Source organism: Plantibacter flavus (assembly GCF_002024505.1).
GTDB classification, from domain to species: domain Bacteria; phylum Actinomycetota; class Actinomycetes; order Actinomycetales; family Microbacteriaceae; genus Plantibacter; species Plantibacter flavus_A.
This window is the reverse complement of sequence record NZ_CP019402.1, coordinates 4,138,242-4,151,534: the sequence shown is the minus strand read 5'-3', so window position 1 is coordinate 4,151,534 and position 13,293 is coordinate 4,138,242. Positions and strand designations below refer to the sequence as shown.

General features: G+C 69.1%; 12 protein-coding genes. 10 read left to right on the top strand and 2 right to left on the bottom strand.

All coding sequences use genetic code 11. The features are described 5' to 3' along the window. Positions 1 to 167: 167 nt before the first annotated feature. The 5 genes from BWO91_RS19220 to BWO91_RS19200 are packed head-to-tail and all read left to right on the top strand — an operon-like array spanning position 168 to position 5,319. Positions 168 to 1,751 carry an ABC transporter substrate-binding protein gene (locus BWO91_RS19220; protein WP_205847554.1) on the top strand — a complete coding sequence of 528 codons (1,584 nt, stop codon included), beginning with the start codon at positions 168 to 170 and terminating at the stop codon, positions 1,749 to 1,751. Then, a complete protein-coding gene (locus BWO91_RS19215; protein ID WP_240555603.1) occupies positions 1,735 to 2,808 on the top strand; it encodes an ABC transporter permease in 1,074 nt (357 codons plus the stop codon). The genes BWO91_RS19220 and BWO91_RS19215 overlap by 17 nt, the downstream gene beginning before the upstream one ends. Then, entirely contained in the window at positions 2,805 to 3,686 is an 882-nt protein-coding gene (locus tag BWO91_RS19210) for an ABC transporter permease (RefSeq protein WP_064294085.1), read from the top strand. Before BWO91_RS19215 ends, BWO91_RS19210 begins: the two co-directional genes overlap by 4 nt. Before the next feature lie 38 nt (positions 3,687 to 3,724). Then, positions 3,725 to 4,543 (top strand): ABC transporter ATP-binding protein, encoded by an 819-nt coding sequence (locus tag BWO91_RS19205; protein ID WP_064294086.1) that lies wholly within the window; start codon positions 3,725 to 3,727, stop codon positions 4,541 to 4,543. Continuing rightward, positions 4,540 to 5,319, top strand: a complete 780-nt coding sequence (locus tag BWO91_RS19200) for an ABC transporter ATP-binding protein (RefSeq protein WP_079003721.1) — start codon at positions 4,540 to 4,542, stop codon at positions 5,317 to 5,319. The genes BWO91_RS19205 and BWO91_RS19200 overlap by 4 nt, the downstream gene beginning before the upstream one ends. Before the next feature lie 94 nt (positions 5,320 to 5,413). Here the strand turns inward: BWO91_RS19200 and BWO91_RS19195 are convergent, their stop codons facing one another. Beyond that, entirely contained in the window at positions 5,414 to 6,181 is a 768-nt protein-coding gene (locus tag BWO91_RS19195; protein WP_079003720.1) for a DUF1353 domain-containing protein, read from the bottom strand. A 179-nt stretch (positions 6,182 to 6,360) separates the two neighbouring features. Between BWO91_RS19195 and BWO91_RS19190 the strand changes: the two genes are divergently transcribed. Together BWO91_RS19190 and BWO91_RS19185 are read left to right on the top strand one after the other, a co-directional pair. Beyond that, entirely contained in the window at positions 6,361 to 7,299 is a 939-nt protein-coding gene (locus BWO91_RS19190) for a phosphodiesterase (RefSeq protein WP_240555602.1), read from the top strand. Between the two features lie 130 nt (positions 7,300 to 7,429). Then, positions 7,430 to 8,509, top strand: a complete 1,080-nt coding sequence (locus tag BWO91_RS19185) for an SDR family oxidoreductase (RefSeq protein ID WP_079003717.1) — start codon at positions 7,430 to 7,432, stop codon at positions 8,507 to 8,509. Positions 8,510 to 8,554: 45 nt separating this feature from the next. On the opposite strand, the gene BWO91_RS19180 is transcribed toward BWO91_RS19185, so the two are convergent. Further along, on the bottom strand, positions 8,555 to 10,195 hold the full coding sequence (locus BWO91_RS19180; RefSeq protein ID WP_399542858.1) for a stealth family protein: 1,641 nt from the start codon (positions 10,193 to 10,195) through the stop codon (positions 8,555 to 8,557). Positions 10,196 to 10,383: 188 nt separating this feature from the next. Here BWO91_RS19180 and BWO91_RS19175 point away from each other — a divergent pair, with 188 nt between their 5' ends. From BWO91_RS19175 to BWO91_RS20355, 3 genes are all read left to right on the top strand, one after another. Next, a complete protein-coding gene (locus BWO91_RS19175; protein ID WP_079003716.1) occupies positions 10,384 to 11,835 on the top strand; it encodes a CCA tRNA nucleotidyltransferase in 1,452 nt (483 codons plus the stop codon). A 129-nt stretch (positions 11,836 to 11,964) separates the two neighbouring features. Then, entirely contained in the window at positions 11,965 to 12,966 is a 1,002-nt protein-coding gene (locus tag BWO91_RS19170; protein WP_240555601.1) for an ABC transporter substrate-binding protein, read from the top strand. Continuing rightward, the gene (locus BWO91_RS20355; RefSeq protein ID WP_240555600.1) at positions 12,963 to 13,280 is read left to right on the top strand and encodes a hypothetical protein; all 318 of its coding nucleotides are present in this window, start codon (positions 12,963 to 12,965) and stop codon (positions 13,278 to 13,280) included. The genes BWO91_RS19170 and BWO91_RS20355 overlap by 4 nt, the downstream gene beginning before the upstream one ends. Positions 13,281 to 13,293: the final 13 nt, after the last annotated feature.

The following is a 13,293-nucleotide window of genomic DNA, read 5'->3' as shown; positions in this document are numbered from 1 at the left end:
TCCAAACGTCCAGATTCGGCGGTGGTCCTGGCGGTCGATTGAGAGGATATGGCAGATTCACTGCGAAATCGAGATATTTCTTCTTTGATAACGGCTTGTGGATTGACGAATGATCGCGTATCGCACTACTTTCAGCTCATCCCTCCAACCAGATAAGGAGCTCCACCTTGTCACGATCCTTCAGCCGCACCAGCCGGCGCGGCATGGCGGCCCTCGGCCTCGCCCTCGCCGCCGGCCTCGCGCTCAGCGCCTGTTCCCCCTCAGGCGGCTCCGATGACAGCGCGGGCAAGTCGCTCGTCGTCGACGCGTCCTTCGACCTCAAGACCGCCGACCCGAACCGCGAGTACGAGACCACCGGCTCGATCGTCGCGAAGGCGCTCTACGAGACCCTCCTCACCTTCAAGGACGACGACGTCACCGCGCCCGTCGACGGCCTCGCGAGCTACGAGATGAACGCCGACAACACGGTGATGACCCTCACGATGAAGGACGGCAAGAAGTTCTCCGACGGCTCCGACGTGACCGTCGACGACGCGGTGTTCTCGCTGCAGCGCGTCCAGGGCGTGAAGGGCAACCCGTCCTTCCTGCTCGACGGCGTCACGATCGAGAAGACCTCGGACACGACGCTCACGCTCACCTCGGCGACGCCGAACCCCGCCCTCCCGTTCATCCTTCCGAACCCGGCCCTCGGTGTCGTGAACAAGAAGGTCGTCGAGGAGAACGGTGGCAGCGCGACCGCCGACGATGCGGCCGAGTCGTTCCTCAACACGACGTCCGCGGGCTCCGGCCCGTACAAGCTCGAGTCCTTCGACGCCGCCTCGCAGGTCGTCTTCACGGCGAACCCCGAGTACACGGGGACCAAGCCCGCGTACGAGCGCGTCGTCCTCCGCAACGTGCAGGGCCCGACGCAGAAGCTCAACGTCGAGGCCGGTGACTCGCAGGTCGCCCTCGATCTGAACCCCGACCAGGTCTCCGAGCTCGACGACTCGAAGGTGAAGATCATCGCGAACCCCTCGCGCTACATGATCTTCCTCATGCTCAACCAGGACCCCGCGATCAGCGACATCACGAGCAACCCGAAGTTCCTCGAGGCCGTCAAGCTCGGCATCGACTACGACAGGATCGTCGACCTCGCGGGCGACGGTTCCGTCCGTCCCGGTGGCTTCATCCCCTCGATCTTCAACGGGGCGCTCGACGCCGCCGACGGCAATCAGTTCGACGCCGATGCGGCGAAGGCTGCGCTCAAGGAGTCCGGGTACGCCGGCGAAGCCGTCACCCTGAACTTCCCGAACGACATCACGGTGCAGGGGCTGTCGCTCCAGAGCATCGCCGAGTCGGTCCAGGCGCAGCTGAAGTCGGTCGGCATCACCATCACGCTGGCCCCGGCTCCGGTCGCCACCGAGCTGGACGCCTACCGCGACGGCAAGGAGACCGTGGGTCTCTGGTACTGGGGCCCGGACTTCCCGGACCCGTCGAACTACCTCGCGTTCACGCCGGGTGAGCTCGTCGGCCTCCGCGCTGGCTGGCCGGCAGGCGCCGACCCGACCGTGACCGACCTCGCGAACGCTGCGCTCGCCGCGACCGACACGGACGCCCGTGCCGCCGCGTACCAGGACCTCCAGAAGGCGCAGAACGCGAGCGGACCGTTCATCCCGCTCCTGCAGCCGGCGCAGAACGTGGTCACCGCGACCACGATCACCGAGGTTCCGCTGAACCCGACGTGGACCGTCGACCTTGCCGGAATCAAGTAGCGTCGCGCCGACGACGTCCAGCGCGCGAGCGGGTCTCCACCCGCTCGCGCGCTACCTCGGCATCCGGCTCGGACTCACGGTCCTCCTGATGTTCGGGGTGACGCTCGTCACCTTCACGCTGACCAACCTCGTGCCCGCGGACCCCGTGCAGGCGGCGCTCGGTGAGCAGGCCGCGGCGGACCCGACGATCGTCGCGCAGTTCCGCGAGAACGCCGGCCTCGACAAGCCATTGCCCGTCCAGTACGTCACCTACGTCGCGAACCTGTTCCAGGGTGACCTCGGGACCTCGCAGCAGACCCGGGGCGCCGTCGCGGACGAACTCGGTCGCGCCTTCCCGGCCACGGCCGAACTGGCGCTCACCGCCATCGTCATCTCGATCGTCATCGGCGTCGGTCTCGGCATGTGGGCCGCGCTGCGCCGGAAGACGATCACCGACCAGGTCATCCGGGTCGTGAGTCTCATCGGCATCTCGGTGCCGTCGTTCTGGCTCGCACTCGTCGTCTACTTCGTGTTCTTCTCCCAGCTGCACTGGTTCCCGGGCTCCGGGCGGCTCTCGCCCGCGGCGATCCCGCCACCGAAGGTCACCGGGATGTACACGGTCGACGCATTGCTCGCCGGCCAGTGGTCGACCTTCGGCGACGCCATCGCCCACCTGATCCTGCCCGCCTCCGTCCTGGCGCTCTACACGATCGGCCTGCTCACCCGGTTCGCGCGGTCGGCGATCCTGGAGGTGCTCGACCTCGACTACGTCCGGGCAGCGCGGGCGAAAGGCCTTCCCGGCCACGTCGTCGTGACCCGGTACGTGCTCCGCGGTGCGCTCGTCCCCATCATCACCGTGCTCGGCGTCGCCTTCGGATCGCTGCTGTCCGGAACGGTCCTCGTCGAGAAGGTGTACTCGTGGCACGGCCTCGGCGAGTACGCGTACTCCGCGGCGACCAAGCTCGACCTGCCCGCGATCATGGGCGTCGGGCTCATCGTCGGCTTCGTGTACATCGGCCTGAACTTCCTGGTCGACGTGCTGTACGGCTTCATCGACCCGAGAGTGAGGGTGGCATGACCGACGTCCTCGCCGTCCAGACCAAGCGCAGGGGCCGCCTCCGCATCTCGAAGCAGTTGCGCACTCCGCTCGCCGTCGCGGGTGGTGTCATCGTGCTCTTCTGGCTGCTCGTCGCGCTGCTCGCGCCGTGGATCCGGCCGTTCGACCCGCTCGCCCAGGACTTCGACCGGCTGCAGGCCCCGAGTGCCGCGCACTGGTTCGGCACCGACCAGGTGGGCCGCGACGTCCTGTCCCGGGTCGTCAGCGGCGCGCAGGTCTCGATTCCGCTCGCCCTCATGCTCGTGATCTTCGCGATGCTCATCGGTTCGCTGCTCGGCGCGATCGCGGGCTACTTCGGCAAGGCACTCGACGAGACCATCATGCGGATCGCCGACCTCGTGTTCGCGTTCCCGACGATCATCCTCGCGATGGTCATCGCCGCAGCGCTCGGCCCGAGCCTCACGAACGCCGTCATCGCGATGCTCATCGTGTCGTGGCCGGCGTACGCCCGCGTGACGCGTTCACTCGTCATCGGAGCCAGGGGAGCCGAGTACGTCATCGCCGGTCGTCTGCTCGGCAACGGGCCGTTCACCTCGCTCGGCAAGGACATCCTGCCGAACGTCGTGTCGCCGGTCGTCGTGCTCGCCACGCTCGACGTCGGCACGGCCATCCTGCTGCTGTCGGGTCTCTCGTTCCTCGGTCTCGGTGCCGTCCCGCCGACGCCGGACTGGGGTGCGATGGTGTCCGACGGGGTGCAGAACTTCTCGTCTTGGTGGATCGCCGTCTTCCCGGGACTCGCCATCCTCACGGTGGTGCTCGCCTTCAACTTCCTCGGCGACGCCCTTCGCGACGCCCTCGACCCCCGGTCGCAGGAAGCCGTGCAGGGGCGCGCACTGTGAGCGGCGCACGCGGTGCGGGCGACCCGAAAGGACGCGACATGACGCAGGCAGCAGGCGGTGGCGGCGGGATCGTCATCGAGGGGCTCACGCTCGGCTTCGGTCGCGGCGCCGCCACCAAGCAGATCCTCCGCGGCATCGACCTCGAGGTCCCCGCCGGTCGCATCACCGGGCTGGCCGGTGAGTCGGGGTCCGGCAAGACCATGACCGGGCTCGCCATCTGCGGGCTCCTGCCGGCCGGAGCGGACCTCGGCGGCAGCATCCGCTTCGACGGCACCGAACTCGTGGGGCTCAAGCAGCGCACCATGAACCGGTACCGCGGCACGGAGATCGCGATGATCTTCCAGGACCCGACCGCGAGCCTGCACCCCATGCTCACGGTCGAGGCCCAACTCGTCGACCACTACCGGCACCACACGGGAGCCTCGAAGGCGGCCGCCCACGCGCGGGCGCTCGAGATGCTCGGCCTCGTCGCCGTCCCGAACCCGGAGGCGGCGCTGCGCAAGTACCCGCACCAGTTCTCGGGGGGACAGCTGCAGCGCATCGCGATCGCCTCGGCGCTGATGTGCGAGCCCTCCGTGCTCATCGCCGACGAACCGACCACGGCCCTCGACGTCACGGTCCAGGCCGGCATCCTCCGCCTGCTGCGGAAGCTGTGCGACGAGCTCGGGATCGCGATCATCCTCGTCACCCACGACCTCGGGGTGATGTCGGCGCTCGCCGACACGATCGCGGTCATGCGGCTCGGCGAGATCGTCGAGCACGGCAGCCGGTACCAGGTCATCACCGCTCCGCAGCACGAGTACACCAAGGCGCTCATCGACGCGCTGCCCGACACGGGAACGGAGGCGGCGTCATGACGCTGCTGCACCTCGACGACGTCCATGTGACGTACAAGCTGCCCGGTCGCGGCACGCTGAACGCGGTCGACGGCGTGAGCTTCGACCTCGAGCCGCGACAGGTGCTCGGCCTGGTGGGGGAGTCGGGCTGCGGCAAGTCGACCCTCGCACGAGCGGTCTGTGGGCTGGAACCGACCTCGGGTGGCGCGATCACGTTCAACGGGACACCCATCGGCAAGCTGGGTCTCCGGAAGCGCGCACCCGAGCTGCTGCGGATCCAGATGGTCTTCCAGAACCCGTACGCCTCGCTGAACCCGCGCCGCACGGTCGGGAGTCAGATCGAGGACGGCCTCCGGGTCAACCCGGTGCGCGACGCGTGGGATGTCGGTCAGCTGCTCGAGCACGTCGAGCTCGACGCAGCCAGCCGCACCCGCTATCCGCACCAGTTCTCGGGCGGCCAGCGGCAGCGCATCGCGATCGCCCGGGCGATCGCGGCGGGTCCCGAGCTGCTCATCGGTGACGAGCCGATCGCGTCGCTCGACGCCTCCCTGCAGGCACGGGTGGCGAAGCTCATGCGGAAGCTCGCGGTCGAGACGGGTGCGGCGCTCCTCTTCATCAGCCACGACCTGTCCGTCGTCCGGGTCATCGCGGACGACGTGGCGGTCATGAGCGCCGGTCGCATCGTCGAGCACGGTCCGGTCGACCGCGTCTGGTCCGACCCGCAGGACGCCTACACGCAGCGGCTGCTCGCGGCGATCCCGGTCGTCGACGGACTCGGCACCCTCCCCGGCGCCTGACCGGACCCCTGCTCCGTCCCTGTCTCAGGAGCGTCTCGGCGTGTCGGGTCCCCCGCGCTCGACACGCCGAGGCGTTCCTGAGACAGGGAACCGGTCAGCGGAGGGTCGGCGGGCCGACGGGGCCGGGGGAGTCGTCGATGAACGGGCGGTCGATGGTCTCCCGCACGAGGAGTTCGATGAGGCGGAACGCCCCGACCGCTGCGAGTTGGACGAGGAGCAGGGGACCGAGGAGCGCACCGGCGTACGGCAGCCAGACGAGGAGTCTCCGTTCCTCCCGCCAGCACACGGCGAGGACCGCGGGTGCCATCGCGAGGCCGAGCCACCCGGGCGTCGGAGCGCCGAGCACGGGCGTGACGAGTCCGATCGTCGCGACCCAGACGGCCAGGACCCCGAGGACCGACTGCCCGATCAGCACGGCGGCGACGCCTGGAGCGTGCCTGACGTACCGCTCGACCGACACGACGGCCCACATGAGCCAGGCCCGGAGGAGCGGCACCCGCTGCTGGCGGAGTCCGACGCGGAACTGTCGATCGTCCTCGAACCGCTGCTCGAGTGCCTGGTCCGCCGGGAGCCCGAGTGCGAGGAGCGCGCGGTGGTCGTGCACGACGGCCGGCGCGGACTGTCGGCCGTAGCTGCCGATGAAGCTCCACAGGACGCCCGGGACGGACGCGAGGTCGGTCCATCCCTCCGCGCGGTCGCCGTCGTGCCCGTCGTCGGACGCCGGTGCCCACACGACGGGACCGTCAGGGGCGTGCTCCTGGAACCCGATCCGCCGCTCGAGTCGGAACCGGCGTCCGGTCGGGGGGATCTGCGCCAGATCGATCCGCTGCAGCGGCTGCTCATCGTCGTCGAGGTAGGGCATGCGGACATCCTCCCGCAGCCCACCGTCAGGTGTGAGTCCCCTGGATGTCGGCTCCTGACCTTGCTCACGAGTTTCCCGCGTCGTAGCGTGGCGTTCCGTCGCCGTTCAACCGAGTCTGGTCAGATGGTCAAACAGCTGCGATGCGGTTCGGAGAGCATCGCTCGAACGAGAGTTGTCACGTGAGTCTTCGCACGGCCGAGTACCCGAGGCCCGATCACTTCCTGCTCCATGTGAGCGACACGCACCTCCTCGCCGGCGGGGGGAGCCTCTACGACAGTGTCGACAGCGAGACGCACCTGCGTCACCTGTTCGCCGAGTTCGAGGCGTCCGGCGGTCGGCCCGAAGCGATCGTCTTCACGGGTGACCTCGCCGACAAGGGCGAACCCGACGCGTACGACCGCATCCGCTCGATCGTCGAGCCGGTCGCCGAGCGCCTCGGATCGCAGATCATCTGGGTGATGGGCAACCACGACGACCGCCAGGCGTTCCGGGCCGGGCTGTTCGGTGAGGTGCCGACCACCCGACCGGTCGACCGCGTCTACGACGTCAACGGCCTCCGCGTCATCACCCTCGACTCGAGCGTCCCCGGGCGCCACCACGGTGAGGTGTCGGACGAGCAGCTCGACTGGCTCGCCGAGGAGCTTTCGACGAAGGCGCCTCACGGCACGATCCTCGCGATGCACCACCCGCCCGTCCCGAGCGTGCTCGACCTCGCCGTGAGCGTCGAGCTGCGCGACCAGGCGAAGCTCGCCGAAGTGCTCGAGGGGTCCGACGTCCGGAGCATCATCGCCGGGCACCTGCACTACTCGTCGACCGCGACCTTCGCGGGCATCCCGGTGTCGGTCGCGTCGGCCACGTGCTACACGCAGGACCTCAACGTGCCCGTCGGCGGGACGCGTGGTCGCGACGGCGCGCGGGCGTTCAACCTCGTCCACGTCTACGGCAAGACGGTCCTGCACTCGGTGGTGCCGCTGGGGGAGACCCCGCCGCTGCACTACATCGACGCCGAGGAGAGTGCGCGCCTGCTCGCTCGCGACGGCATCGAGCTGCCCGTGTCGGACACGGTGCCGGTGCAGCCGGAGCCGCCGCTGACGATGCCGATCGGCGTCCTCGTCTGACGACGACCGATCCCTGAGCTTGCTTCGGGTCCCTGAGCCTGTCGAAGGGCCGCACCGCGGCAGGGTACCGCAACCCGGCGGGTCCGCCGTTCCGGGAGCCTCCCCGGTCGGACGCGCCTATCGTGGACGGATGACCTCCCCAGAAGCACCCCGCACCGCACTCGTCGTCGGCGCCAGCGGCATCACCGGTTCCGCGATCGTGTCGCAGCTCCTCGAGGACGGCGGCTGGCGGATCCTCGCCCTCTCTCGCCGCGCGCCCGCGGCCCACCCGCAGGTCGAACACGTCGCGGCCGACCTCCGGGACGCGGACGACCTCGCGCACGCCCTCGGCGGCACCGGTGTCACCCACGTCTTCTTCACCGCCTGGTCGCGTCAGGACACCGAGGCCGAGAACATCCGGGTCAACGGCGGCATGGTCCGCGACCTGCTCGCCGCCCTCGCCGCCGAGCCCGTTCAGCACGTCGCCCTGGTCACCGGCCTCAAGCACTACCTCGGCCCGTTCGAGGCCTACGCGGCGGGAGAGATGCCCGACACCCCGTTCCACGAGGACGAGGAGCGACTCGACACGCCCAACTTCTACTACGAGCAGGAGGACGAGCTCTTCGCCGCGGCTGCGCGAGCGGGCTTCACCTGGTCGGTGCACCGTTCCCACACCGTGATCGGACATGCGGTGGGCAACGCGATGAACATGGCGTCCACGCTCGCGGTGCAGGCGGCGCTCTGCAAGCGACTCGACCGACCGTTCGTGTTCCCCGGTTCCGAGACCCAGTGGAACGGCCTCACCGACATGACCGACGCCGGACTCCTCGCCGAGCAGATGCTGTGGGCGGCGACTTCACCGGCCGGTGCGGACGAGGCGTTCAACATCGTCAACGGCGACGTCTTCCGCTGGCGCTGGATGTGGCCGCGCCTGGCGGCGCACCTCGGCGTCGAGCCGGAGGGTTTCGACACCGCGCCGCGTCCGCTCGAGCAGCAGATGGCGGGCGTCGAGGGCACCTGGGCCGAGGTGGTGGCCGAACACGGTCTCGTCGAGGCCGACCTCTCCCGCGTGGCGTCGTGGTGGCACACCGACGGCGACCTCGGCCGGGACATCGAGGTCGTCACCGACATGAGCAAGAGTCGACTCGCTGGCTTCACCGGCTACCGGCGGACGCTGGACGCCTTCTCCGCGATCTTCGACCGACTCCGCGCAGAGCGCATCGTCCCGTAGCGGTCTCGGAGCTCCACTCCGGTCCCTGAGCCTGTCGAAGGGCGGTCAGCTGAGCTTGGCGGGCTCGATCTCGAGCGCGTTCGGCACGGCCGCCTCGCGCTCCCATGGCGCCGGGAACGGGAAGTACCGCTCGAGGAAGTCGATCACGGCGGTGGTGCGCTGCTCCACCGAGATCTCCGGCCGGCTACCGTCGTTGAGGCAGAACATGTCCTGGTCGCGTCGCTTGAGGAGTCGCTCCATCTGCCCGAGCGACTGTTTGAGCGTCGTCTCGATGTAGCGGACCTTCGCCTGGGTCTGCTGGACCGCGCGACCCGTCATGAGGCCGTAGTAGTGGTAGAACGAGTTGGTCACCGAGATGTTGTCCGCAGCGCGGAAGGCGCTGTGGGCGGTCGCGCGGAACTCCTCGGCGAACTCCCGCTCCATCTCCGCCATGATGCTCCGGCGGAGGGGGGCGGCGCAGTGCTCGAGGTGGCGGGTGGTGACGCGTCCGAAGCGCTCGTGCAGGAGCCGACGGTTCACGCGGGCCGCGTTCTCGAAGCCGCTGCGCGAGGGGTCGTTCGCCCCGAGGCCGATACGGGTGGTCGCCTCCACGAACTTGCTGATGCCGCCCGGTGAGAAGAACAGTTCGGGACTGATCGGTCGCCCGAGGAACATGTCGTCGTTGGAGTAGAGGAAGTGCTCCGACAGCCCCTCGATGCGGTGGAGCTGGCTCTCGACGGCCATGGAGTTGTGCGTCGGCAGGGCGTCGAGGTCGCGGAAGAACTCCTCGCTGCGCACGATGGTGACCTTCGGGTGCTCCGCCAGCCATTCGGGCGCGGGGGAGTCGGTCGCGATGAAGATGCGTCGGATCCACGGGGCGAAGGTGTGCACGCTGCGGAGGGCGTACTTGAGCTCGTTGATCTGGCGGAAACGGGCGTCGGAGTCGTCGCCGTCGCCGACGACGTAGCTCTGCATCCGCTTGGCGCGGGCGCGCTGGAACTCCTCGGAGGAGCCGTCCACCCACGAGAAGACGAGGTCGATGTCGAAGGTGACGTCGCTCGCGAGCGCGCCGAACATGTGCTCGAGCGTCCGCCAGCTGCGGCCGTAGCGTTCGACGGTCGTCTCGACGGCCTCCGTCCGCGGCATGTACGTCCGCATGAGGACGTTCTCCACGGGCGCGGTGATCTCCTCGTCGCCGAAGCGCCAGAGTTCGAGCTGCAGGGCGGTCTCCATGCCGTAGCGGAGGCGACCGAGCGGTTCGATGCGCGGCCGGTACAGCCGGAACACCTCGGCCTTGCGGGCACCGGTGAGCAGGCCGTCGGAGAGGAGGTGCGGATCGCCGGCCGGCTTCATCGTCGACATGCGTGCTTTGAGCGGCACGCTGTAGAAGGGCTCGTCGGCGAACGCCTCCGCGAGTGCGGTCTGCAGGCGCTTGCGCAGGGAGCGGTCGACGACGATGACCGGGCGGTCGTGCTCGCCCCGGATGAGGAGGTACTCGATCTCGGCCGCATCGAGCACGTCGGCGACGGCGAGCAGGTCCTCCACCATCGACTGCTGTGGGGTCAGGTGACCGTTGATGAGGGTGTAGACGCCCTTGCGCTGCACGACGTCCGGTCGGTCGAAGCGCTGGGACCGTGAACTTCCGGTCACGAGGACGAGTTCAGGGGCGGTGGTGAACGGGAGTTCCGGCGGAATCGGGTCCTTCACGGTACTGGTGAAGGCCGTCGGTGCCTGAGTGCCGACGGTTGGCCGCTGGTCGTCGAGTTCGTTCGTGATCGTGTCCGCCTCTGGTCTGCTGGGGAGTGGGTTCCTCGTTATTGTACGGCCGTCGCCCAGGAGCGCTCGCGGCTTGACGGCGACGGGGTCGCGGGCGGCGTCCGGGTACGATTGACCCCATGGTGAGCGTGGCGGAATCCTTGGTGCGCCTGCAGGACCTGGCCTCGTCGCCCGTGGTCGCTCGGGTGGCGTCGGCGTTCGCCGAAGCCGGGTACGAACTGGCCCTCGTCGGCGGACCGGTCCGCGATGCGATGCTCGGTCGCACGGTGAGCGACCTCGACTTCACGTCGAACGCCTCGCCCGACCAGATCCTCGCGGTCCTCAAGCCGATGGCGAGCGTCTGGTGGGACGTCGGCCGCGACTTCGGCACGATCGGCGCGAAGGTCACCGTCATCGACGACGACGGCGTCGAGCACGCCGACACGGTCGAGATCACCACCTATCGGGCCGATGCCTACGACGGCGTGACCCGCAAGCCGGTCGTCGCGTTCGGCGACACCCTCGAAGACGACCTGCGTCGGCGCGACTTCACCGTCAACTCGATGGCGCTCCGCATCCCCGAGATCACCCTCGTCGACCCGTCCGGCGGCGTCGAGGACCTCGTCGCCCACCTGCTGCGGACGCCGAGCTCGCCCGAGGTGTCCTTCGGCGACGACCCGTTGCGCATGCTCCGGGCCGCGCGGTTCACTTCGCAACTCGGCTTCCGGCCGACCGACGACGTGATCGAGGCGATGGAGGAGCGTCGCGAGACCATCTCGATCGTGAGCCCCGAGCGCGTCCAGGCCGAGCTCGGCAAACTGCTCGCGACCGACCACCCGCGCGCGGGCCTCGAGCTGCTCGTCGACACCGGCATCGCCGACCTCGTGCTGCCCGAGCTGCCGGCACTCCGGCTGGAGCCCGACGAGCACCATCACCACAAGGACGTCTACCAGCACTCGCTCACGGTGCTGGAGCAGGCGATCGGCTACGAGCACTCGCGACACCCCGGTGAGGCGCCCGACCTCGTCCTGCGTTGGGCCGCGTTGCTCCACGACATCGGCAAGCCGGCGACGAAGAAGACCGGACCAGGCGCAGCCGTCACCTTCTACCACCACGACCTCGTGGGGGCGAAGCTGGCCAAGAAGCGCCTCACCGCGCTCCGGTACGACGGCGACACGATCAAGAGCGTCGCGCGGCTCGTCGAACTGCACATGCGGTTCTTCGGCTACTCGGAGGGCGTCTGGGCCGACTCCGCGGTGCGGCGCTACGTCCGCGACGCCGGTCCGCTGCTCGAGCGACTGCACATGCTCGTCCGTGCCGATGTCACGACCCGCAACCGGCGCAAGGCCGACCGCCTCGGCTTCGCCTACGACGACCTCGAGCAGCGCATCGTCGAGCTCCAGGAGCAGGAGGAGCTCGAGTCCGTCCGGCCCGACCTCGACGGCAACCGCATCCAGGAGGTGCTGGGCATCGCACCCGGTCGCGAGGTCGGCGAGGCGTACCGCTGGCTGCTGGAACTGCGTCTCGACGAGGGCCCGCTCGGCGAGGAGGAGGCGACCCGTCGCCTCCTCGACTGGTGGTCCTCCCGGTGACGCCCCCACCTGCCCGCGAACTGTCACGAACGCACAGTCCGACGGCGTCACACTGACCGTTTCTGACAGCTCGCGGGCGTTCAGACTGAACTGCTAGCCTCCCTGAGGTTCACGGAACGAAGGATCCTCATGCTCAAGAGACACGCCGCCCTCGCGATCGCGGCCGCCTCCGCCCTGATGCTGAGCGGTTGCGCAGCCGGATCCACGGAGCGCACGACGGTCACCGTGCGCGTCTGGGATTCCGCCGTCGCCGACGCCTATGAGACCTCGTTCGCCGCCTTCGAGCGCGAGAACCCCGACATCCGCGTCCGCGTCGACGTCGTCGAATGGGCCGACTACTGGACGAAGCTCCGCACCGACGTCGCGGCGGACAGCGCTCCAGACGTCTTCTGGTTGAACAACTCCTATCTCGCCGGGTACGCGGACAGCGGGAGCGTGCTCGACGTCGGGCAGACGCTCGGCAAGGACGCCTCGAAGGACTGGGCACCGAGCGTGGTCAGCCAGTTCACCCGGAACGACAAGCTCTGGGCCGTTCCGCAGCTGTCCGACGCCGGTATCGCGGTCTACTACAACGCCGACCTCCTCGACGCGGCCGGCGTGAAGCCCGCCGAACTCGGGGAGGCGACCTGGTCGCCCGATGCGACGAAGGACACCTTCCTGCCCCTGGCGAAGAAGCTGACGAAGGACGCGGCCGGGGTCTCGGCCGACCAGCCCGGCTTCAACCCCGGGGCGCCCGCGACCTACGGCACCGGCCTCGGGTACGACCTGCAGGCCGTGCTGCTGCCGTTCATCGGCTCGAACGGCGGGAAGTACCAGGACGGCGACGACTTCGCGTTCAACGACCCGAAGACGAGCGAGTCCGTGAGCTACCTCGTGAACGCGATCAACGGCACCAAGGTCGCCCCGCCGGCCGCCTCCACGAACGCCGACGGTGACTTCGCCCGCGACGCCTTCATCCAGGGCAAGGTCGCGATGTTCCAGTCGGGGCTCTACAGCCTGAAGGCCGTGCACGACGGCGCCGACTTCCGCTGGGGTGTCGCCGAGCTCCCGGCCGGCCCGCGGGCAAGGTCAGCGTCACGAACGGGATCGCCGCAGCGGGCAACGCGGCCACCAAGCACCCCGACCAGGTGAAGAAGGTGCTCGCCTGGCTGGGCAGTTCCGAGGGTAACGCGCCCGTCGGTGCATCCGGCTCGGCGGTCCCGGCCGTCACCGCCGCTCAGCAGCAGTACTTCGACTACTGGAAGGGCCAGGACGTCGACGTTCAGCCCTTCTTCGACGTGATCGCCGACGACGCGAAGACCATCGCACCGCCGACGGGTGCCGGGTATGCGAAGGGACTCGCCGCCTACGACCCGATCTTCAAGGAGATCTTCGCCGGCACGACGCCCGTCGCCGACGGCCTCAAGAAGGCGCAGGAGGCGGCCAACGCCGCCATCAACGACTGAGTCGGCACCGGGC

What these genes read in the sequence shown, in the direction of transcription:
- BWO91_RS19210 (WP_064294085.1), top strand. Translation starts at nt 2,805, where the DNA reads ATGACCGACGTCCTCGCCGTCCAGACCAAGCGCAGGGGCCGCCTCCGC.
- BWO91_RS19205 (WP_064294086.1), top strand. Translation starts at nt 3,725, where the DNA reads ATGACGCAGGCAGCAGGCGGTGGCGGCGGGATCGTCATCGAGGGGCTC.
- BWO91_RS19200 (WP_079003721.1), top strand. Translation starts at nt 4,540, where the DNA reads ATGACGCTGCTGCACCTCGACGACGTCCATGTGACGTACAAGCTGCCC.
- BWO91_RS19195 (WP_079003720.1), bottom strand. Translation starts at nt 6,181, where the DNA reads ATGCCCTACCTCGACGACGATGAGCAGCCGCTGCAGCGGATCGATCTG.
- BWO91_RS19185 (WP_079003717.1), top strand. Translation starts at nt 7,430, where the DNA reads ATGACCTCCCCAGAAGCACCCCGCACCGCACTCGTCGTCGGCGCCAGC.
- BWO91_RS19175 (WP_079003716.1), top strand. Translation starts at nt 10,384, where the DNA reads ATGGTGAGCGTGGCGGAATCCTTGGTGCGCCTGCAGGACCTGGCCTCG.
- BWO91_RS19170 (WP_240555601.1), top strand. Translation starts at nt 11,965, where the DNA reads ATGCTCAAGAGACACGCCGCCCTCGCGATCGCGGCCGCCTCCGCCCTG.